Origin of the sequence: Desulfosporosinus paludis (assembly GCF_045689965.1) — a bacterium.
GTDB lineage: Bacteria > Bacillota > Desulfitobacteriia > Desulfitobacteriales > Desulfitobacteriaceae > Desulfosporosinus > Desulfosporosinus paludis.
The window spans coordinates 216,538-237,644 of record NZ_CP144211.1 but is presented as its reverse complement, the minus strand read 5'-3'; the positions used below and the strand labels follow the sequence as shown (position 1 = coordinate 237,644).

Genomic DNA, 21,107 nt, shown 5'->3' with positions numbered 1-21,107 from the left:
ACCTGAAGATCGTGTAGGAGATAATGTCCGAAGTATGATGTTCTGAGTTTGGAGAGCTGGAACTTGAGAATGTCTTCGTCAACTTCGAACATCAGACATACACGACCCAAAAGAGAGGAGAAGGTCGGTTTTTACTTGAAGTAGGTCACTTATTAGAGTTACATCAGAACTGTCCCCTTAACTCACATTAGAGGAGGATATGGCAATGGAGTTAGAATTGCGTGGCGGAGGATTTTTATTAGCGGAGGTTAAACCAGAGCAGGTATATGTTCGTGAGGAATTAAATGAAGATCATAGGCAGCTTAAACGGATGGCACACAATTTCATGGTTAAAGAAGTTGCACCTAAGATCGAAGAAATCGAAGAACAGGTTGAAGGAGTCGTTCGGGAATATATGCGTCAAGCCGGGGAATTGGGCCTCCTTGGCCTGGAAGTCCCTGAGGAATTCGGCGGTTTGAGCCTGGATAAGGCTTCGACCGTCGTAGTGGGTGAAGAAGTTCCCCGTGGCGGTTCCTTCGCCGTTTCCTATGCTGCCCATACGGGAATTGGCACTTTGCCTATTGTTTATTTTGGAACACCTGAACAGAAAGCTAAGTACCTTCCAGGTCTTGCGACAGGGCAAACAATCGCTGCTTACTGCTTAACGGAACCAGGTTCGGGGTCCGATGCTTTAGGTGCTAAAACCACGGCTGTGCTCAATGCAGAGGGTACACACTATAGTCTTAATGGAACGAAACAGTTCATTACGAACGCAGGATTTGCTGATGTATTTTTGGTCTATGCCAAAGTTGACGGCAAATTAACCAATTTCATTGTCGAGCGCACCTATCCCGGATTGTCCTTAGGCCCTGAAGAGAAAAAAATGGGGATAAAAGGGTCATCCACTCGCCAAGTTATCTTGCAAGACGTTTTAGTGCCGGTGGAAAATGTCGTTGGAGAAGTTGGACGTGGTCACGTTGTGGCCTTTAACATTTTAAATGTCGGTCGCTTCAAATTGGCCGCGGGAGCCATTGGGAGTGCCGCCCTGGTCTTAGAGACAGCTTTAAAATATGCTTCCGAACGCAAACAATTTGGCGTTCCCCTTAATGCCTTTGGGGCAATTCAAACCAAGATTGCTGAAATCGCTGCTAAAACCTACATGGCGGAAAGTGTTGTGTATCGTACAGCAGGGCTTATGGAAAACGGATTTCATGGACTCGATTTAACGGGAGATTGCCGTAAGGAAGCAGGCAAAGTGCTGGAAGAATATGCTATCGAATGCTCTCTCAATAAAGTCTTAGCCTCAGAAGTGTTGGATTATGCCGCAGATGAAGGAGTTCAGATTCATGGAGGATATGGATTTATTCAGGAATATCCGATTGAGCGCATGTATCGCGATTCCCGCATCAATCGCCTCTTTGAAGGGACCAATGAGATAAACCGTTTGCTGGTTCCCGGGACCTTGCTGAAACGGGCGATGACAGGAGAACTTCCTTTACTTCAAGCAGCTAAGTCGGTGAGCAAAGACCTCATGACAAGTGGCTTGAGTAATGAAGCTGAAGGACTTGAGGGGCTTCATCAGTTGGTTCAAAAAGCTAAAAAATTATGCTTAATGGTTGCCGGATTGGCGGCCCAAAATTTAGGGGTTGGGTTAAAGGACAACCAATTTGTTTTAATAGGTATGGCAGAAATGGTCCTTCAAGTATATTCCATGGAGAGTGCTGTTTTACGGGCCCTTAAAGTTCGAGAGCTAGAAGTTCCCGATGGGCATAAAGCCTTCGTCGAGAAAGCTGCAACCCTGGGAACGTTTGAAGCGTTCAACCTTCTTGAACAACACGCTAAAGAAGTGCTTTGCGCCGTTGAAAAAGGAGATTCACTGAGTACAGTGATGGCCGGTATGCGTAAACTCCTTCGCCGCCCAACGATCGATATGATTGAATTGCGTCAAGAAATTGCTCGTTATGTCATTGATAAAGAAAGTTACCCGACTCTCTAATTGTAGGGTAAAGGTTAAAGCTTTTCCTCCCTCGCAAAGAAAATAGGCCATTGTCGAGTATGACATGGCCTATTCGCGTACTTTAATTTAAGTAATGTTTATGGTAAAAGTTTCCTTATAATTTCTTGAATAGTTAAAATCGTCTTTATCATTTCCCGAAGTATAGCTATTAGTAATAGAAGGGAGAAAGGTAACATGAAAGGCCGTAAAGACGGTTCAACTCAAGGTACCAATAATATTAGTTAAACTCAGATAAGAATTCCCAAGAGGGCCTTACTAAGCTGTCCGATATCGTGACGTCCATGGAGGAAACTAACGATTCGGTCAATAAATCAATGAGAAGAATAGAGGAGTTGGCCGAACAATCGAATCGGATCGGGTCGATCGCTTCGGCAGGAAGTTGAGCGCTTTAATGTTTAACTATGTACCGTAAAATAAGTTATGAAAACTCAAAGATTTGATCCCCTGGAAAGGAATCAAGTCTTTTGTTTTAGATAGAACGTTTCGAGACAGTTTCTTGTGCGCATGTCAAGAAAGCAGATAAAATTTTAACGTTAAATTCACAAATAACACACCTATTAGTTTAGTGGATTCTGTATAATACATTTACATAGGATCAAAGTGTCTTGAACTTAAGTCATTTCCAAATAGGTAGAAAGAGAGGAAGCTATATGTTAGGATTCCTGTTCGTGTTGCTATGTATCGGTGTCTTTTTTCATTATCATAAAGGTGGTTGTCATTTTTATCAAACGGTTGACACTCGTCGAGATGCTCTTGACATCGTTCGCGAACGATATGCCCGCGGTGAGATTAATTCTGAAGAATTCAACGAGCGCAAGAAGACATTAGAGGAAGGGGCCATTAAAAAATGATGCACGGCGGCGGTAATATAATGCGTGGATATGGTCAGGGGATGGTATTTAATGCCCATAGCGGTTGGCTAGCATTCATCCCGCTGGCAGCCCATCTTATTTTTCTGATTGTTTTAATTCTCTTAGGAGTTATCTTCTTACGTCGTCATGGTGCTAGGGTTCGTCTGTATCGAAAACAAAATGATCCAGCTTTGAAAATCCTGCGTGAGCGCTATGCTTTAGGTGAAATTGATACTGAGGAGTTTCAACGTCGGAACCAAGATCTTAAGAATTAAAGTCTCGATTTAATTTTGAGGAGATAACATTAAGGGAGTGTCGCAAAACTACTATTTTGAAGTAGCAAGCGATGCTCCCCATTTCTTTTTACTGTGGAAAATATTAAGTGGTTTGATTGCAATGCTCAATCTCTATTTTCTACTTAAATTTGTGTATAGCAAAATAAGCCTTCTAGATGAGACTGTTTTTTCGACCCCTTTTTAAGCCGTTTTTAATGGATGAAGGGGTTTACCAATTCGTTCATTCTGTATTTTAGCGTGAAGTTTATTCACGTTATACCCAAAACACAGCAGCATAAATTCAGTTTTTACACTGTTTTTACCTCGTGTCAAAAAGCGATTAAAGTTATAGTCATTTTTGAGTACCCCAAAGGCTCCTTCGACCTGTATGGATCGATTTACTCTGAGTAGTCTCCCTTTTTCGGTGGTAATGTTTCCGTACGATACCTGGCGTTTGGCCACAAACGTTTTAGATACTTGCATTCTTCGATTGCCTTTAGCTTTTGTACATTGACTTTTACAAGGACAATCACGGCAGTCTTCACATTCATAGATCGTGATTTCAGATCGGTAGCCCGTTGCCGATGTTCGATGGGTAATTCCCACTAGTTTGAGTTGTTTTCCGTTATGACAGGTGTATTCATCCATTTCTGCATTGTAAACCATGTTTTCTCGCTTGCTGATATCCTTTTTGAAGCGTTTCTTTTTCCATTGTTCATAGGTTTGCGGCTTTATGTAGCAGGTCTGCTTTTTCCCTTCGAGATAAAGATAATTCTCCTCACTCTCATAACCAGAGTCTGCAGTAACATTTTCATAATGGGCCTGTAGTTTAGATTCCAGCGTGTTTAAGAAAGGGATGAGTGTGGCTATGTCGTTACGATCCTGGAAAATCCCAACCCCTGTTACATATTCACTTTCCACGCCAATCTGAACATTGTAAGCCGGCTTTAACTGAGCGTTGCGCATATGGTCATCTTTCATATGCATGAAGGTCGCATCAGGATCGGTTTTGGAGTAGCTATTTCTTCCTTCGAAGAATTGGTGATGTCTGTTGTACTTTTCTTGACGGGTATAGAATTCCTTCAGGTCTTCTGTAAACTTTTGTAGCTCTGATTTCCGTTTTCCAATACCATGGACAAATTCAATCTGCTCTTGCTGACGTTTTTCTTCTAGGTAGGAGAGGGCCGCCTTAAGGTCCTTAAGTAACGTTTCTTTGGTTGCCTTGAAGTCCTTTAGATAGGTCAAATTGATCTCCTCAAGACAGGATTGAATTTTCAAGAACATTTTGGTCTCATTCTTAGTAACGACTTTCTTCCAGACAAACGTATAACGGTTAGCATTGGCTTCAATTTTTGTTCCATCGACAAAAAGGTTCTTAAACTCTACTTCCCCAAGCTTGTGTAAATACGTCACCATTTAGAAAAAGAGGTCTTCTATGGATTCCTTTAAATAGTTCTTCCGAAATCGAGCAAGGGTGCTGTGGTCTGGTGCCTTGCATCCTTCCAACAACCACATGAAGTTAATGTCTCTTTTACAAGCAACTTCAATCTTGCGGCTTGAGTAAATGTTGTTCATATAGGCATAGGCTACTACTTTGAACAGGATTTTGGGTTCGACTACAGGTTTTCTTCCAGTGGAAGAGTAGGCCTGATACAACGCTTCGTAATTCAATCCCTCCAAAATGTGGCTTAGCAGTCGAACTGAGTCATCCTCCGGTATTAACACATCAAAATTAAATGGTAGAACTAATTGATAGTGTCCACTTAATTCAGTATAATTTTTAGAGTGTAATTTGGTTGTTAGCATAACTCAAATTATACGACAACTGCGGGTTCTTTGGGACCTGCAGTTTTGTTTCTAGTAGGAAAAAAGGGGCGTTGCTTACGAACTATTTTAGTTCGTTTTGCAACGCCCCCTTTTCAATTAGTTTTTAGGTCATTTATTTAAGTTGTTTTGAAAGATCTGCTTTGCCAAGAACGCTGTGATGAATGCCATAACCAAAATAAATACCAAAGCCTATGATTAACCATACAAAGAAGCGGATCCAGGTTATCAAAGGAAGTTGAAACATCAGAAATAAGCAGAACACTGCAGCTAAAATCGGAATCAAGGGAACCCAGGGGACACGGAATGAACGAGGAAGATCCGGCTGAGTTTTCCGCAAAATAATAACCCCAATGGAAACGAGTACAAAAGCAGAAAGGGTACCGATATTCACTAATTCCGCAACAGTATTGATGGGTGTAATCCCTGCGATGACAGCAACCACAATCCCAGTCAGCCAGGTGCTTACAAAAGGAGTTTTATGCTTTGGGTGTACGTTGGAAAAAATCTTAGGCAGCAAGCCATCCCGACTCATAGCGAAAAAAACACGAGTTTGTCCATAAAGCATAACGAGTAGGACGGTGGTAATTCCTCCGATGGCACCTAAGGAAATGATACCGGCGGCCCAGTCTTGATGAATAAAAGAAAGAGCAAAGGCAACCGGCGCAGCAACATCAAGAAGCTGATAAGGAACAATGCCTGTCAAGATGAGAGAAACGACAATGTATAAAACAGTACAGACAATTAAAGAAGCAATAATCCCAATTGGCATATCACGATTAGGATTTTTAACCTCCTCCGCAGCGGTGGAGACTGCATCAAAGCCAATATAAGCGAAGAATACAACAGCTGCTCCGCCCAACACTCCTTTGACACCAAAAGGAAGGAAAGGACTCCAATTAGCAGGTTTGACATACCAGACAGCGACAAGAATAAAGAGTAAAACGGCGCCCAGTTTAACGAAGACAATAATGTTGTTGAAACGGGCTGCTTCTTTCACGCCTAAAGATAATAAGAGGGTAATGATTAAAGCTATAGCTACTGCAGGAAGATTGAAAACAGCACCTGGAGCAGTACCTAAGGCTCCTGAAGCCCATACCGGCAGATGAATTCCGAACCCATTAAGCAGCATCTGGAAGTAGCCTGACCAACCGATGGAGACGGTACTGGCTGCAAGCAAGTACTCGAGCATTAAATCCCATCCGATAATCCAAGCCATAAATTCACCGAGAGAAACGTAGCTGTAAGTATAAGCACTTCCTGCAACCGGAACGGACGAGGCAAACTCAGCATAAACCAAGGCAGCAAAAGCACAAGCTATACCTGAAATAATAAATGAGAGAATAAGGCCTGGACCAGCGTATTTGGCAGCTGCTACTCCTGTAAGCACAAAAATACCAGTACCGATGATGGCACCAATTCCTAGCATTGTGAGATCCAAAGCACCAAGGGTCTTTTTAAGTCCATCTCTGCCTTGTGTTTCGGACAAAAGCTGTGAAATAGACTTTTTGCGAGAGAGACTGTTAATAACTGACCACTCCATTCTGTATTAGTATTATAGATTTGTTTGAGGCAGTATTAAGCTATAATTCGACACAATACGCATAATTCCTTTTGAATTCTGTGAAATAAATCAAGTTGATTCTAGAAAATGTAGCGTGCTATAGAGCACTATATAATACCATGTCCGAAAATTGATATTCTATACTTTGTCGGGATGATGATTTGAGTCTCATAATAAATACCCCAAGGTTAGTCTTAAAGAAAACCTAAACGAAAATTATTCCTAAATTGATATTGTAGGCGGTCCGTTTCTCGGCTATGATAAGAGTAGGGTTAGCTGATCGGATTTAGAGAAAATTCTAATGACTTCGGCTAATATAGCTGAAAGATTGAATCTAAATTGAGTTTGGAGAGCGTGTCAGAGTTTATGATAGAGCAATGTTCATCCTTGGGGAAAATAGCCTTATTAATAGCCATGGCTGAAGGAGACCTCATTGAGGCCTACGTCAGCTCCGCTCGGGAAAAAGGTTTTCTTGTAGCTACTGGTAAAGTTGGTTCTATGGACGTGCAAAAAATCATTGCGGCAGTTGAGACTGCTGCCAAGCGAGAAGGACTTGTTGATGAGCGATATCGCTCTCAACATGCGCTCTACCATGCCATCTTAGACGCCCTTCAAGGGTTAGGACGCGGCCCGATACAATTGGGCAATGTTTTGCGAACGGTAGGTCTCCGCTTTGCAATTCTCATAGGTCCGCGAACACTTTCGGATAAGGATGACCTCTGGATTGCCGTCGGGATGTATGGGATGATTGGAGCTCCAATTAAGGGACATGAACATGAGGTCTGTGGGCTGGGGATTAATCATTTGTAAGGCTAAAATACGGTGAAAGATCGTATGAAATCGTAAAAATTGCAATAGAATAGGGTATGCTCAGAGATGTTAGATGATAGAGGGCTAAGCTGTAGACGAAGGTTTATAGCTTAATCCTCTTTTTCGTTGCTCTTAGTTTAGGGAGGAATAAAGATGAGTGAGATTTTAACGGAACAATTAGAGGTTGAATTGGATGGTGAATCTCTGACCTTGGAGCAGATGGTTGCAGTAGCTAGACACGGAGCCAAGGCGGTTTTAAAGACCGAAGCCAAAGAGAAGGTCCTAAAATCCAGAGAATTTGTCGAACAATTAATTAAGGATAATAAATCAGTCTATGGGATCACCACGGGCTTTGGTATGTTTAGTAATGTCGTGATCTCTACAGATGATGCTAAAAAGCTCCAGCGAAACCTAATTATGAGTCATTCCACTGGAGTAGGAGAACCTCTTTCGGCAGAAGTTGTAAGAGGAATCTTACTTCTGCGTGCTAATGCCTTGGCCAAAGGGTTTTCAGGTATTCGATTATCTACCTTAGAGACACTGCTTAAAGTACTAAATACCGGGATTGTTCCGGTCATTCCGGAGAAAGGGTCACTTGGGGCGAGCGGAGATTTGGCCCCGTTATCCCATATGGTTTTAGTTCTGTTGGGTGAGGGAGAGGCCTTCTATCAAGGACGACGGATGAAAGGAAGCGAGGCCTTAGCTCTTGCCGGAATTGAGCCAGTGGCTTTAGAAGGTAAAGAAGGCTTAGCTTTAATAAATGGAACTCAAATTATGACGGCGATTGCTGCTCTGGCTGTTTGGGATGCGGAGTTACTTTGGAAGTCCGCTAACATTACGGCAGCGTTGTCAATGGAGGCCTTGGAAGGAATCCTTGACGCCTTTGATCCGAAGATACATGCCGTGCGTCCTCATCGCGGACAAATGGAGACGGCAGAACAAATTCGCCAACTCACCTTCGGAAGTACGTATGTAGCCGGAAAGCAACGTCCCCGCGTTCAAGATGCCTACGCCCTGCGCTGTATTGCCCAAGTTCATGGCCCTTCAAAAGATGCTCTGGAGTATGTGAAAAAAATTGTCCAAACTGAGATGAATTCGGCGACGGATAATCCTTTGATTTTTCCCGACGCTGGGGAAGTGTTTTCAGGAGGGAATTTTCACGGACAACCCATCGCTTTAGCGATGGATTTTCTCGGAATTGCCGCAGCGGAACTGGCGAATATCGCCGAACGTCGCCTGGAGCGTTTGGTGAATCCAAATCTAAGTGGTTTGCCGGCCTTTCTCACTCCAGATGGTGGTCTGAATTCTGGTTTTATGATTGTACAATACTCTGCGGCATCCTTAGTTTCGGAAAACAAGATTTTAGCTCATCCCGCGAGTGTCGATTCAATACCTTCTTCGGCCAACCAGGAAGATCATGTCAGCATGGGGACGATTGCTGCCCGCAAAGCCCGAACTATTATAGACAATGCTGCGAACGTTTTGGCAATGGAACTTTTGGCAGCCTGTCAGGGCGTTGATTTAAGGGAAAGATCCGGAGAACTTCGGTTAGGTAAGGGTAGTATCGGCGCATATCGGCTTGTTCGGTCCAAAGTGAGCATGCTTCGAGAGGATCGCATCATGTATCCGGATATTCAAGCAGCCAAGGAATTAGTCTCCTCAGGAAAGCTCGTGGCTTCTGTTCAGGCCAGCCTTGAGGACTAAGCAGTTTGAATGATGATATCCGGTAAAGCATCGTTTTTTCTAAAATCAAAAGAGGAGTTCGAACTCATAGGTAGAATTGTTGAATAGACAAGTGAGTAGGGAGGGATAAACATGATTGTTGCGCGGGAGAAGGATGCTCTAAGAATTAAACTCGAGGGGGATACGGTTAAAAATGTTTTCAAAAAAGTTCTCGTGTCTCCGCGAGAAGGCTGGGAAGGGTATGTCATGCGGGTTTTTGATCTGGAGGCAGACGGTTATACCCCAAAACACACTCACGCCTGGCCCCATATCAACTATATTGTAAGGGGGAAGGGGATTCTTCACCTTGATGGGGTAGATCATGAAGTGGAAGCAGGTTCTTACGCTTATGTTCCAGGAAATGCCCTGCATCAATTTTCTAACCGAGGTGAGGAGCTGTTTTCCATGATTTGTATTGTTCCTGAAGAAGGAGACAAATAAGAGAGATTTTCATTTAAAGCGGATATTATTCATAAAAAAGTAAAAGATTCATGTGGAAAGAGCATGAATCTTTTTTTATTGTCAGAAAGTGAAAGTAACTTCGTTTAAAGCGAATATTATCCTTGCATAGATGCTAAGCATAAGTGCATCAAAGTAACTGTCGAGTTTTCTCTGGTTCTTGACATATAGAATAGGGGGGTATACTATATTGCTAAGAGGTGATCGTATGAAAATGAAAAATGATGAAACCCAGGAACATTCGTGTCCGGTCTGCGAGAGCGGTGAGGAAAATTCCGGAGAACGAATGAGCCATCACGACGATAAAACAATTAAGGAACTGATAACTCGGATGAACCGGATTGAAGGGCAAATTCGGGGTATAAAAGGGATGATCGAACGCCATGTCTATTGTGATGATATTCTAAACCAGATTTCATCAGCTCAATCTGCCTTAGATGGTGCCGCACGCTTGCTTTTGGAGAAGCACATGAAGTCTTGCGTGAAAGAACAGCTTCAAAACGGAGAATCAGAGGTTATTGATGAAGTCCTGAAAACAATTTTTCGTATGATCCGCTAAATTGAACTCGGCGAGAGGAGGGATTAAAATGACGGAAGAATTGATTCGAGAAGAAAAAACTATCGGAGTTTATGGTATGTCCTGCCAGCACTGTGTTAATCATGTCACCAAGATTCTTGAGGGATTGCCTAGTATCGAAGAGGTACAAGTCGCCTTAGAGGATTCTAAGGCGACCTTTGTTTGGAACCCTGCTTTAGTAAGCATAGAAACTTTGCGGCAGCAAATTGAAGAAGCCGGATATTCCTTGGAACCTATCGACAGCCTCAGAATTGCAGATACTTCGAATATTATTCCTGGAGAGAAGGTCTTAACAGCAGTAGCCGAGGAACGAAAGCAACAGTTTAAGATTAGTGGTATGACCTGTGCGAATTGTGCCTTGACGATTGAAAAAGGCCTTAAGAACATGCCGGGGGTAAACCATGCCGCTGTCAATTTTGCCACGGAAAAGCTAACTGTGGCCATAGACCCTAATCTAATTCAAGAAGAGGTTCTTTTGGCTAAAATTAGGGATCTAGGGTATGCTGCTCAAAGCGAGGAGGCGGGGAGGCAACAATTTAAAGTGGGCGGCATGACGTGCGCCAATTGTGCCCTAGCCATTGAGAAAAAACTTAAAGGAACAGCAGGAGTTCAAAACGCTGCTGTCAACTTTGCCACCGAAACAGTCACAGTGGATTTCGATCCAAGCGTTGTCACGCTGCGAGAAATTTTTGAGCAAGTTCGAGATGCCGGATACACGCCTCACGAGTCTAAGACCGAAAACCAAGATGATCGTATTGCTATCCAACAGCGCAATTGGCTTATTTTTAGTGCAGTCCTTTCACTGCCGATTATGCCTCTTATGTATCTCCCCATGGCGAGACTGTTGATGTACACGATCCTTGCTTTGGCTACGATTGTTCAGTTTACCGCTGGTTGGACATTTTATCGCGGAGCGTATCATGCCTTGAAAAATCGCTCTGCTAATATGGACGTTTTAGTCGCTTTGGGAATTACAGCCTCGTATGGGTATAGCTTGATGACAACTTTGCATATGTTCTTTCCAGCGCTGTTCTTTGAAGGCCCCAATTTCTTTGATACGTCAGCCTTACTGATTACCTTCGTGCGTTTTGGCAAGTATTTGGAAGCTAAAGCCAAAGGTCGAGCGGGACAAGCCTTAAAGCGATTGCTCGAGCTGCAGGCAGATAGAGCACATTTACTAGTCAACGGTGAAGAAAAGGAAGTGGCGGCATCCGATCTGAAAATTGGAGATCTTGTCTTCGTAAAATCCGGAGAAAGAATCCCCATTGACGGGGAGATTGTTGAAGGTCAAGCCAGTATTGATGAGGCGATGTTGACAGGGGAATCTATTCCCGTTGATAAAGGTGTAGGAGATGCTGTCATCGGAGCTACGATTAACCGTTCAGGGAGTATAAAAGTACGAACTACCAAAACAGGTCAAGATACTGTCCTTTCCGGAATTATCAAAATGGTCGAAGATGCCCAAGGAGTCAAGCCGCCTATTCAGCGTTTAGCAGATACGATCTCCAATTATTTTGTCCCCATAGTAGTCTCAATTTCTATCCTTACGTTTATAATCTGGTATTTAGCCCTGCACAGTACCTTTGTTTTTGCTTTTACCGCGGCTATCGCAGTCTTGGTAATCGCCTGCCCCTGTGCTTTAGGTCTGGCGACACCGACAGCCATTATGGTGGGCAGCGGTGTTGGCTTAAATCGGGGTATTTTATTCAAATCCGCAGCTGTCCTCGAAGGGATTGCTCATTTGCAAGTGATCGGATTTGACAAAACCGGGACCTTGACTAAAGGAACTCCCGAAGTAACGGATATTATTCCTTTTGCTTCCTATACAAAACATGACGTTCTTAATGTTGCGGCTGCAGGGGAAAATCCCTCAATTCATCCTCTGGCTCAGGCTGTTGTCTCAGCGGCTAAGCAAGAACAGTTGAGGATTCAAGAAGTGTCCGATTATCGTGAAGAGGCCGGCTATGGAGTTACCTGCTTGTTCGCTGGACAGCAGCTACTGATTGGTAATCTTAAACTGATGGAGAAGTATCAGGTGGATGTTCAGGAGGCCCGAAGGGATTTTCTGCGCCTGGCTGAATTGGGGAGAACAACAAGCTTTATTGCCTTAGGCGGAAAAGTGATCGGTTTGATCGCTTTGGCCGATGTCGTTAAAGAGAGCACGAAAGAAGCCCTCGACAGGCTGCGCCATCTGGGTTTAAAGACATTCATGATTACTGGGGACAATAAGAAGGTTGCTCAAGTTGTCGGTCAGCAAGTCGGAATTGATGATGTCGTAGCTGAAATCTTGCCCCAAGACAAGATCAATATTATTAAGAAATATCAAGAGCAAGGGTACAAGGTAGCCATGGTCGGAGATGGAATTAACGACGCTCCGGCCTTAGCTCAATCCGATGTGGGAATTGCTATCGGTTCTGGAACGGATGTTGCTAAGGAAACCGGCGATGTGGTTTTAGTACGCAATGACCTCCTCGATGTGGAACGGGCGATTCGCTTGGGACGGAAAACTCTTGGCAAAATCAAACAAAATCTGTTTTGGGCGCTGATTTATAACACGATCGGAATTCCCATCGCGGCAGGGATTCTCTATCCTTTGACCGGACAGCTATTACCTCCTGAGTGGGCTGGACTGGCCATGGCCTTTTCATCCGTTTCTGTGGTAACCAGTTCGCTGATGTTAAGGCGGTATGACAAAGTGTTAACCACCTAAGTGATTGTCTATGGCTAACATTCTAGGTTCCAACCTTTAAAATCTAAACGCTCATTTTTCTCACAAAGCATATCAATCTGCTTTTGAGAGAAAGTATAAAAGTCTAATGCTGTGTATGAAGTTAATTGTCATCTGGCTTCCGGCCTCTGACCTCTGACTTCTGTAGAAACGGAGGTGAATAAAATGAGCCAAACCATCCTGAAAGTTGAAGGCATGACTTGCAATCATTGCAAGATGAGAACAGAAAAAGCTTTGCAATCGGTCAGTGGGGTTGAAAGTGTTAAAGTCGATCTCGCAGCCAAAGAAGCGGTTGTCACAGGAGATGTGGAGCGCGCTAGCCTTGTTAAAGCGGTGCAAGACGCAGGGTATACCGTGGTCGAGTAGAACTTCATAAAGAGCAAAGCTACAATAAATGATCGGACTTAAGGTGCTGTCTCATAATGATGTCTGAGGACATTCATGTAAAGGACAGCTCCTTTTCACTTTCGAGAAAAAATTGAGAGTAAAATCTACAGAAATAATTGCTGATTCTACTCTCTCATTTGTTTTATTTTGAGTTTTTCTCGATTCAGGAAGGAAATAAAGGAATAACATAAAGGAATAACGTGGAAATCGTATAGCCTTCGCTTACTCTCAAAAATCTATTTGGCTGTGAGAAGGGACGGGGACTATGGCGGGTAGGTATAAAATCATAGAAGGGGTTGAAGAGATGCCAGGTATTAAAGAAATTATTGATAATCAAAGGACTTATTTTAATAATGGTCAAACACTAAATTTAACCTTCCGCTTAAATGCCCTGAAGGTTTTGAAAAAGTCGATCCGTGAACACGAAGAGGAGATTTTAGATGCATTAAAAAGTGATTTGAATAAATCTGCTTTCGAGGCTTATGCGACGGAAATAGGGATGGTTTTAGAAGAACTTGACTACGCGATAAAAAAACTTCCCCGGTGGGTTAAAACCAAAAGGGTCAATACACCCATCATGCATTTTAAGTCTACATGTTATCGAATATCCGAACCTTATGGTATTTCTCTGATCATGTCACCATGGAACTATCCGTTTCAGCTTACCCTCGCGCCCTTGATAGGTTCCATCGCAGGAGGAAATTGTTCTGTAGTAAAGCCATCCGCGTATTCACCTGCTACATCAGCTATAATTGCCAAGATTTTAGGATGCTTTGAAGAAAACTTTATCGCGGTAATAGAAGGCGGAAGAGATGCGAATCAAGCCTTACTGGATGAAAAATTCGACTACATATTTTTTACCGGAGGTGTTTCAGTAGGAAAAACTGTGATGGCATCTGCCTCCAGAAACCTTACACCAATCACTTTGGAACTGGGAGGAAAGAGTCCATGTATTGTTGACAAAGAGGTAAATCTCGACCTCGCTGCCCGCAGAATTGTTTGGGGCAAATTTCTGAATGCTGGACAGACATGTGTTGCGCCGGATTATCTTCTGGTCCATAAAGAAGTGAAAAAGGAGCTGATTAAGTGCTTGAAGAAGTACATATTGGAATTTTACGGGAAGTGTCCCTGCGAAAATGAAGAGTTTCCGAAGATTATTAACGAGAAGCACTTTAGGCGGATTCGAGATTATTTAAACAATGGGGAGCTTGTCGCAGGTGGTGAGTTTAATGAAAAAACTCTTAGTATCGCACCAACGATTCTAGACGGAATACAATGGGAAGCTCCAATCATGCAGGAAGAAATATTTGGCCCGGTTTTGCCTATTTTGGAGTTCTCGGATATTTCTGAGGTTATTATATCGGTTAATAGTCGCCCTAAGCCACTTGCTTTGTATCTTTTTACTACCAACAAGAAGGTTGAAACAAGAATTGTCCGGAGTATATCTTTCGGAGGCGGGTGTATTAACGATACGATCGTTCATCTTGCCACATCCTATATGCCCTTTGGAGGAGTTGGTGAAAGCGGAATGGGCGGCTATCATGGAAAATGGAGTTTTGATACGTTTACACATACCAAAAGCATTCTCAAAAAATCAAATCTGATTGACATAAAACTTAGATACCCGCCTTACGGGAATAAGCTGAATGTTTTTAAAAAGTTATTTGGATAAAACATAGCTGCTCCAAACTGTTCATGCGGAATTTATGAAGAAATAACTCGGGTTCGTATTGGGGAACTGACATTAGACATGAACTATCATGTCTCTAAGAGAGGTCGGAAGCCAAATGTGTGGTCGATTTTCTTTGATAGTACTCGTTGGTATCATCGAACGTTTTGGTCTTGTTCAATTTGAGTTTGATTTTCTGCCACGCTATAATATTGCTCCATCTCAACCAGTCCCTGTGGTGATCCATGAAAATGGAAGCAACCAACTACATTTTTTTAAGTGGGGCTTGATTCCCAATTGGGCTAAAGATGAGAGCATTGGGAACAAATTGATCAACGCTCGCGCGGAGACCTTAGAGGAAAAACCTAGTTTTAACAGGTTGTTAGCACAAAAGCGCTGTCTAATCCTGGCAGATGGATTTTACGAGTGGAAAAAAGAAGGACGTATAAAGAGACCATATAGAATCACACTGCAAGACGGCAGGCCCTTTGCCTTTGCCTTTGCCGGTTTGTGGGATTCTTGGATGTCCCCTACGGGTCAAACGATAAGCTCATGTACGATCATTACAACGGCGCCCAATACGTTGCTAGAGCCAATCCATAATAGAATGCCAGTTATATTACCACAGGATATGGAGTCCTTTTGGTTGGATGAGGGGGTAACCTTCAACCGAGAAATAAAAAGTTTGTTGACACCTTTTCCAGCGGAACAGATGGTTGCCTACGAGGTATCATCCTTGGTCAATTCTTCACGCTATGATGGACCTGAATGCGTGTTTCCAGTACAAAGCTTATTTTAAGGTGTTGAAAAAGCCAGCCGATTTCCGGATGGCTTTTTAAGTGTTATCTAATGCAATCCATCATAAGGGTATTGCTAAGAGACATGATGCTAAAATTAATTTTGATACTGGCCCAAATGGCACAACTTTCTATGTCAGGTTTAGTGTAATGAGATGGGTAATTAGGATAGGATTACAATTTGGAATATATTAAGACTATAACGACTAATATTACTAAGAAATACCGATTAGTAAGATTGCATTTTAGGGAGGATTTATTTTTGAAAGAAGATATCCTATTGGAAAGTGGCACGAATGAATTGGAAATTTTGATCTTCAAAGTTGGAGACAGTATTTTAGGAGTAAATGTTGCAAAGGTCGAAAGGATTATCAATTATCAGACTACAACTGAGGTTCCGAATTCTCATTCGAATGTTAAAGGTCTAATTAACCATAGAGGAAGAGTTATACCAGTTTTAGATCTATTAACCACTCTCGGGCAAAAGTGTGTAATAGCTCCTAAAGAAAGGTTACTAATTATAATTCACATTAATAACACTGATTTTGCAGTCGAAGTTAGTTCCGTGATAGGAATCAGAAGGCTATCTTGGTCAGAAATTGATCTGCCTTCTTCGATTCTATTAAGTAATAGCGAAACACTTATAACAGGGATCATTAAGGGCAGTTCAGATGAAATGATCTTAATGCTTGACTTGGAAAAAATACTGGCAGATATCAACCCTTCATTAGCTTTAAAAGAGCCAAAGGAAACAAGAGGATTAGAGGGGAAAAAACTTGTCGTAGTGGAGGATTCTACTTTCCTGTTAAAAGTGGTGAATGAATCTTTATTAAAAGGAGGGGCTACGGTTGAAACATTCAGTAATGGCAAGGATGCTCTAGATTATCTTCAATCCTGCTCAATCGATGAAATATACTGTGTGATTACCGATATTGAAATGCCAATTATGGATGGACTTACTCTTACAAAGCAGATAAAAAGCGATAGTAAATTAAAGGAGATACCTGTCATTTTATTTTCTTCAATTGTTAACGAGAGCTTTATGCATAAAGGTTTAAGTGTAGGTGCCGATGCCCAAATTACCAAACCTGAAATAGATAAACTCGTTGAATTGGTAAAAAGTGTCAAGCGAATGGTTTCATAATACAATTATCAGCATGGTCTAAACAACGATCAGGCACACAAATACCCTCTCACGTTATTTTAACGTTGGGAGGGTATTCGCTTGTATTGAGCCTCAGATTATTTGGTTTGATGAAACAAGGCACTTTTTGGTTATAAGATGGAGGAATTTAGTAACTTATGAAGAATCTATACTATTATTATAGATTGGATGAGCTAAGAATCCTAAACAATTTCATGACATTAATTGTACTCCATAGGAATTGAACAAGAGAAGAGAGATATTTATGAATCAAGCTAAAAAATTGAATGTAACATTAAATAAAAAACTCAAGCCCAAAATGCTTTTCGCCTTTATAATTTATAATATTATTTTGTCAGTATTGCTCACACCGTTTGTCTTATTTTGGGGGCCTTTTCAGGCTTTAAAAGTTATCGCGGTTAGTTCAGTCGAAAATTCACGTCACCCGCAATTCGTTCGGTTTTTTCTAACCGAAGAAGAGATAAATCAAACCATGCATACTTACGATAATAATGCTAGTTCTAATTCAAATATTGATCGCCAAACTTCAACCAGCAATTCTACTGATGACATTACCATTGAAGATATCCAAGGAAAAAACTATTATGGTTTGACTTATAAAGGCAAGGTAATGGTAGTAAAAGATCCAAAACGAGTCAAAGTAGCTGTGACGAACCAGTTAGGGATAGCAGGTGAAAGAGTGACCGCATTAGTCAGTGATGCCCATGCCGTAGCGGGGATTAACGCTGGAGCTTTTTATGATCCTGACGGCAAGGGAAACGGCGCGTTTCCCGATGGAATTACAGTGCATAATGGTCAAATCGTTCATAATAACGTGGACAACAAAACCCAAAGTATTATCGGTTTCGATGAAAAAGGTCAGCTAAATCTCGAAGACTTAAATGTAGATCAAGTTATAACAAAAGGAATTCAAGAAGCTGTCACTTTTTATCCATTTCTTATCAAAGGCGGGAATCTTTTGATAACAGGAGATGGTGGATGGGGAATGGCTCCGCGCACAGGGATTGGTCAAACTGCCGATGGAACTGTAATATTTGTGGTTATAGATGGACGCCAACCGTTGTGGAGCAATGGAGCTGCATTAAGTGACTTAATGAACGTTTTCAAAGATTATCACGCCGTGAATGCTGTCAATCTGGACGGCGGCTCGTCCTCCGAATTAGTTTGCGATGGTGAGGTCAAGAATAAACTTTGCGATATTTTTGGTGAACGTTATATCCCTACAGCCTTCGTAGTTATGCCCAAATAAATGACGCCAATTTGCATACTTTAATGATTACGGTAAAGATTAAAGTATAACAAATCTTGGGAGGGGATAAAATGTCTTTTAGAACATCATTTTCTAAAATGCTATCGTATATAGCCCGGTGTGATCCTTATTCAAATTTATACTATACCCCTTATACTCCAGAAGAGAGCGAATATCAAACAAGTAGTAAAAATGATCCTAAAATTTAGGTTGATTCGATTTCTAGCTAAAAAAAAGACCAGGGGGTGTTGCAAAACGAACTGAGTAGTTCGTGGAGCAATGCCCCTTTCATTGAGGCTCTTTTTGAACGCTTCTTAGACCAATATTAAACTTTTTACCACCAGAAACGACGACGAAATCCGAAGAATGGGAACCCGAAGAACGGGAAGCCGAAGAATGGGAATCCGAATCCAAACATAATATCACTCCATCCATAAGAAGATATTACATTTTATTCCAATATTCCATATTCGTTCCAAGCATGCCTCAATTATTTATTTTTAAGATAGATTAACCCATAATATTTCATCCACTCAAAACAGCTTAAAAAAGATACCTAAAAAGCCTTAAACGGAGAGGGCTTATTTTGCTATACCCAAATTAAGAGGAAAGGAAAATACTTTAGAATTGTTCTTCCAACTAAAAAAAAGGGGAGCATCGCTCACTACTTAAAAAGTAGTTTTGCGACGCGCTCTTTTTTAGCTAACGGTGACAGATGAGTCTCTCTAGCTTATTTATTGCCGATCTGAATTATCTTCTCTGTCTTTCAACTGCAACAATATTTGTCGCAAGTTTATGAGCCTTTTTATAAACGTCATCACAATTTACTGTGAGGATTTGACCGTCTTTAGCAATTACTTTGCCATTGACTATCGTCATTTTGGTGAAGCTAGAATTTCCAAGACATACCAGAGCCACTAAAGGATCGTGGCAGCCGGCAAATTCTACTTTATTTAAATCGAATAATATTATGTCAGCAGCCTTGCCCACATCCAGCCGACCAGTGTCAAGCCTTCCAAGTACGTCTGCTCCACCTCTGGTAGCCACCTTTAGTATTTCATAAGCATTTAAACCACCAGTACCATACTTCAAATGATTTAATAAATATGCTCTTCTAATTTCTTCCCACATATTAGAACCGTCATTACTAGCGCTTCCATCGACAGCAATGCTTAATTTTCCACCAGCTTTAACAATTTCACTAGTTCTACAAATGCCGCTATTAAGTTTCATGTTTGATGAAGGACAATGAGCTATACCAGACCCTTGGAGGCTGCATAGTTCTCTATCATTTAAAAAAATGCCATGAGCATACCAAACATCGGGACCAACCCATTCCAAATCTTCCATAAGTTCAAAAGGTCTTCTGGAATATTTAGTTAGACAAAATTTTTCTTCATCCAGCGTCTCGGCAAGATGAGTGTGCATCATCACTCCAAGCTTTCTCGCTAAGTCCTTTGTTTCAAGCATTAGATCTCTTGTCACAGAAAAAGGTGAACAAGGTGCAAAGGCTATTCTAACCATCGAAAAATCATGATTATCGTGATATTTACTCACTAATCTATGACAATCTTCTAAAATTTCGCTTTCAGTTTGAACAACAGACATTGGAGGCAGCCCGCCATGGTTTTTGCCTAAAGACATGGAGCCACGAGTTGCGTGAAATCTAATGCCTATTTCCTGAGCAGCAGTAATTTGGTCATCGATTAGTGTTTGTGGCTGATTACTTGGAAAAATATAATGATGATCAGAGGTAAGAGTGCAGCCCGTTCTTAAAAGCTCGCTAAAACCAACCATAGCCCCATAGTATGCCGCATCGGGAGTTATATTTTTCCAAAACTCATAAAGTCCAATCAGCCAGGGGAAAAGAGGCTGTTCCTGGACTTCTGCAATTCCACGAAATAAGGTCTGATACAAATGATGGTGTGTGTTTACAAAACCTGGCAGGGCAACAAGCCCGGTGCAGTCTATTTCTTCTGTTTCGTTTGAAAAAGAGATATCTTTTCCTATAGCTGCAATCTTTGAACCATTAGTTAGTATGCTGCAGTTTTCAAGTATTTCGTCTCTGTCATTAAAAGAGTAAATGCGGCTAATGTTTTTCAAACATAGTGTCTTCATTTTGAAACCACCTTTAACAAATATTTGAGTATTTTAAGTGGTTAACTCGACACTTTAAGGCACATTTTTGGGCTTATTTCATTCATTATTCAATTGAAAAGAGTTCTAAAACGACAACCTGCTGAGTCTGAGGTAAGGAAGCCAAAGTTATATCCAGAGTTTTTGAATTTTTAACATTAGCAAAGCGTTCAAGAAAATGGTCGATCCCGTCAATTGGCAGAGAAATCGTTTCGTCTAATTTATAGTGCATGGGCAAAACGATTTTGGGATTGAGTTGCTGAACTACATGATAAGCTTGCTCCGCATCGATGGTGTAGAATCCTCCGACGGGAATACAGGCGATATCGACATGCCCAATGTCAGTTAACTGATCTGGAGTTAAAAGATGTCCAAGGTCCCCCATGTGCGCAATTCGCAGACCATCCATCTCGAAAGAAAAGAGAGTATTCTTGCCTCGCTTTGCACCTTGTACGGCATCGTGGAATGTTGGGGTGCCTTGTATCGGCAGACCGGAAATGTTGTACGCACCTTCTCCGTCGACAACTTGAGGGTTTCCGCGGAGTACTTGTACATAATTGTGATCCGCGTGGTGATGGCTCACGGTGACAATGTCAGTTTCGATGTGGGGCATCGGATACCCAACCTTCTCATTAAATGGATCTGTCAGAACTTTTAGGCCATCTTGGTTCGTAAAAAGAAAACAGGAGTGACCTAGCCAGTCGATATTCATCTTCTCACCTCTTCTTTGAAATTAGAATTATGGAATTTCAAGCAAACAACGTTGTAAATAATTTTATCGGTCAGCGGACCAGCTGTCAACGCTTGCCAAAGAAATGAATGTTTGATCTTTGAATTAAAATCACAAAGTTATATCCCATATAAATTTGTGTAATTTTACACTAAATCAGAGTTGTAG

Annotated in this window: 17 protein-coding genes and 1 pseudogene; 14 read left to right on the top strand and 4 right to left on the bottom strand. The window is 41.7% G+C overall.

Going from position 1 to position 21,107, the window contains the following annotated elements:
• Positions 1–199: 199 nt before the first annotated feature.
• The 3 genes from VZF35_RS01115 to VZF35_RS01105 all read left to right on the top strand — a co-directional run bounded on the left by VZF35_RS01115 (position 200) and on the right by VZF35_RS01105 (position 3,122).
• On the top strand, positions 200–1,975 hold the full coding sequence (locus VZF35_RS01115) for an acyl-CoA dehydrogenase family protein (protein WP_407310190.1): 1,776 nt from the start codon (positions 200–202) through the stop codon (positions 1,973–1,975).
• A gap of 689 nt (positions 1,976–2,664) precedes the next feature.
• A complete protein-coding gene (locus tag VZF35_RS01110) occupies positions 2,665–2,847 on the top strand; it encodes an SHOCT domain-containing protein (protein WP_407310188.1) in 183 nt (60 codons plus the stop codon).
• Positions 2,844–3,122 carry an SHOCT domain-containing protein gene (locus tag VZF35_RS01105; RefSeq protein WP_407310186.1) on the top strand — a complete coding sequence of 93 codons (279 nt, stop codon included), beginning with the start codon at positions 2,844–2,846 and terminating at the stop codon, positions 3,120–3,122. The genes VZF35_RS01110 and VZF35_RS01105 overlap by 4 nt, the downstream gene beginning before the upstream one ends.
• A gap of 201 nt (positions 3,123–3,323) precedes the next feature.
• Here VZF35_RS01105 and VZF35_RS01100 read toward each other — a convergent pair.
• Positions 3,324–4,928, bottom strand: a pseudogene (locus tag VZF35_RS01100) (IS1182 family transposase).
• A 133-nt stretch (positions 4,929–5,061) separates the two neighbouring features.
• Entirely contained in the window at positions 5,062–6,489 is a 1,428-nt protein-coding gene (locus VZF35_RS01095) for an amino acid permease (RefSeq protein WP_407310185.1), read from the bottom strand.
• A 408-nt stretch (positions 6,490–6,897) separates the two neighbouring features.
• On the opposite strand from VZF35_RS01095, the gene VZF35_RS01090 reads away from it, so the two are divergent.
• From VZF35_RS01090 to VZF35_RS01040, 11 genes are all read left to right on the top strand, one after another.
• The gene (locus VZF35_RS01090) at positions 6,898–7,320 is read left to right on the top strand and encodes a HutP family protein (RefSeq protein WP_407310183.1); all 423 of its coding nucleotides are present in this window, start codon (positions 6,898–6,900) and stop codon (positions 7,318–7,320) included.
• A gap of 153 nt (positions 7,321–7,473) precedes the next feature.
• Positions 7,474–9,024, top strand: a complete 1,551-nt coding sequence (gene hutH, locus VZF35_RS01085) for a histidine ammonia-lyase (RefSeq protein WP_407310181.1) — start codon at positions 7,474–7,476, stop codon at positions 9,022–9,024.
• Positions 9,025–9,135: 111 nt separating this feature from the next.
• A complete protein-coding gene (locus tag VZF35_RS01080) occupies positions 9,136–9,483 on the top strand; it encodes a cupin domain-containing protein (RefSeq protein WP_407310179.1) in 348 nt (115 codons plus the stop codon).
• A 232-nt stretch (positions 9,484–9,715) separates the two neighbouring features.
• Complete coding sequence (locus tag VZF35_RS01075) at positions 9,716–10,060, top strand: metal-sensitive transcriptional regulator (RefSeq protein WP_407314871.1); 345 nt, start codon at positions 9,716–9,718, stop codon at positions 10,058–10,060.
• Positions 10,061–10,088: 28 nt separating this feature from the next.
• Complete coding sequence (locus VZF35_RS01070) at positions 10,089–12,788, top strand: heavy metal translocating P-type ATPase (protein WP_407310177.1); 2,700 nt, start codon at positions 10,089–10,091, stop codon at positions 12,786–12,788.
• A 183-nt stretch (positions 12,789–12,971) separates the two neighbouring features.
• On the top strand, positions 12,972–13,172 hold the full coding sequence (locus VZF35_RS01065) for a CopZ family metallochaperone (RefSeq protein WP_407310175.1): 201 nt from the start codon (positions 12,972–12,974) through the stop codon (positions 13,170–13,172).
• 325 nt (positions 13,173–13,497) lie between these two features.
• Positions 13,498–14,865: an aldehyde dehydrogenase gene (locus VZF35_RS01060; protein ID WP_407314868.1), complete on the top strand. Its 1,368-nt coding sequence runs from the start codon at positions 13,498–13,500 to the stop codon at positions 14,863–14,865.
• Between the two features lie 115 nt (positions 14,866–14,980).
• On the top strand, positions 14,981–15,661 hold the full coding sequence (locus tag VZF35_RS01055) for an SOS response-associated peptidase (RefSeq protein ID WP_407314866.1): 681 nt from the start codon (positions 14,981–14,983) through the stop codon (positions 15,659–15,661).
• Between the two features lie 260 nt (positions 15,662–15,921).
• Positions 15,922–16,803: a chemotaxis protein CheV gene (locus VZF35_RS01050; RefSeq protein ID WP_407310173.1), complete on the top strand. Its 882-nt coding sequence runs from the start codon at positions 15,922–15,924 to the stop codon at positions 16,801–16,803.
• 265 nt (positions 16,804–17,068) lie between these two features.
• On the top strand, positions 17,069–18,073 hold the full coding sequence (locus VZF35_RS01045; RefSeq protein WP_407310171.1) for a phosphodiester glycosidase family protein: 1,005 nt from the start codon (positions 17,069–17,071) through the stop codon (positions 18,071–18,073).
• A gap of 71 nt (positions 18,074–18,144) precedes the next feature.
• Positions 18,145–18,282 (top strand): hypothetical protein, encoded by a 138-nt coding sequence (locus VZF35_RS01040; protein WP_407310169.1) that lies wholly within the window; start codon positions 18,145–18,147, stop codon positions 18,280–18,282.
• A 541-nt stretch (positions 18,283–18,823) separates the two neighbouring features.
• Here the strand turns inward: VZF35_RS01040 and VZF35_RS01035 are convergent.
• Positions 18,824–20,191: an 8-oxoguanine deaminase gene (locus tag VZF35_RS01035; RefSeq protein ID WP_407310167.1), complete on the bottom strand. Its 1,368-nt coding sequence runs from the start codon at positions 20,189–20,191 to the stop codon at positions 18,824–18,826.
• An 85-nt stretch (positions 20,192–20,276) separates the two neighbouring features.
• Positions 20,277–20,921 carry an MBL fold metallo-hydrolase gene (locus VZF35_RS01030; RefSeq protein WP_407310165.1) on the bottom strand — a complete coding sequence of 215 codons (645 nt, stop codon included), beginning with the start codon at positions 20,919–20,921 and terminating at the stop codon, positions 20,277–20,279.
• Between the last annotated feature and the right edge of the window lie 186 nt (positions 20,922–21,107).

Excerpts from the sequence above, each read along its gene's own strand:
- VZF35_RS01115 (WP_407310190.1), top strand. The coding sequence starts at position 200 with ATGGCAATGGAGTTAGAATTGCGTGGCGGAGGATTTTTATTAGCGGAG.
- VZF35_RS01105 (WP_407310186.1), top strand. The coding sequence starts at position 2,844 with ATGATGCACGGCGGCGGTAATATAATGCGTGGATATGGTCAGGGGATG.
- VZF35_RS01095 (WP_407310185.1), bottom strand. The coding sequence starts at position 6,489 with ATGGAGTGGTCAGTTATTAACAGTCTCTCTCGCAAAAAGTCTATTTCA.
- hutH (WP_407310181.1), top strand. The coding sequence starts at position 7,474 with ATGAGTGAGATTTTAACGGAACAATTAGAGGTTGAATTGGATGGTGAA.
- VZF35_RS01080 (WP_407310179.1), top strand. The coding sequence starts at position 9,136 with ATGATTGTTGCGCGGGAGAAGGATGCTCTAAGAATTAAACTCGAGGGG.
- VZF35_RS01075 (WP_407314871.1), top strand. The coding sequence starts at position 9,716 with ATGAAAAATGATGAAACCCAGGAACATTCGTGTCCGGTCTGCGAGAGC.
- VZF35_RS01070 (WP_407310177.1), top strand. The coding sequence starts at position 10,089 with ATGACGGAAGAATTGATTCGAGAAGAAAAAACTATCGGAGTTTATGGT.
- VZF35_RS01065 (WP_407310175.1), top strand. The coding sequence starts at position 12,972 with ATGAGCCAAACCATCCTGAAAGTTGAAGGCATGACTTGCAATCATTGC.
- VZF35_RS01060 (WP_407314868.1), top strand. The coding sequence starts at position 13,498 with ATGCCAGGTATTAAAGAAATTATTGATAATCAAAGGACTTATTTTAAT.
- VZF35_RS01055 (WP_407314866.1), top strand. The coding sequence starts at position 14,981 with ATGTGTGGTCGATTTTCTTTGATAGTACTCGTTGGTATCATCGAACGT.
- VZF35_RS01045 (WP_407310171.1), top strand. The coding sequence starts at position 17,069 with ATGAATCAAGCTAAAAAATTGAATGTAACATTAAATAAAAAACTCAAG.
- VZF35_RS01040 (WP_407310169.1), top strand. The coding sequence starts at position 18,145 with ATGTCTTTTAGAACATCATTTTCTAAAATGCTATCGTATATAGCCCGG.
- VZF35_RS01035 (WP_407310167.1), bottom strand. The coding sequence starts at position 20,191 with ATGAAGACACTATGTTTGAAAAACATTAGCCGCATTTACTCTTTTAAT.
- VZF35_RS01030 (WP_407310165.1), bottom strand. The coding sequence starts at position 20,921 with ATGAATATCGACTGGCTAGGTCACTCCTGTTTTCTTTTTACGAACCAA.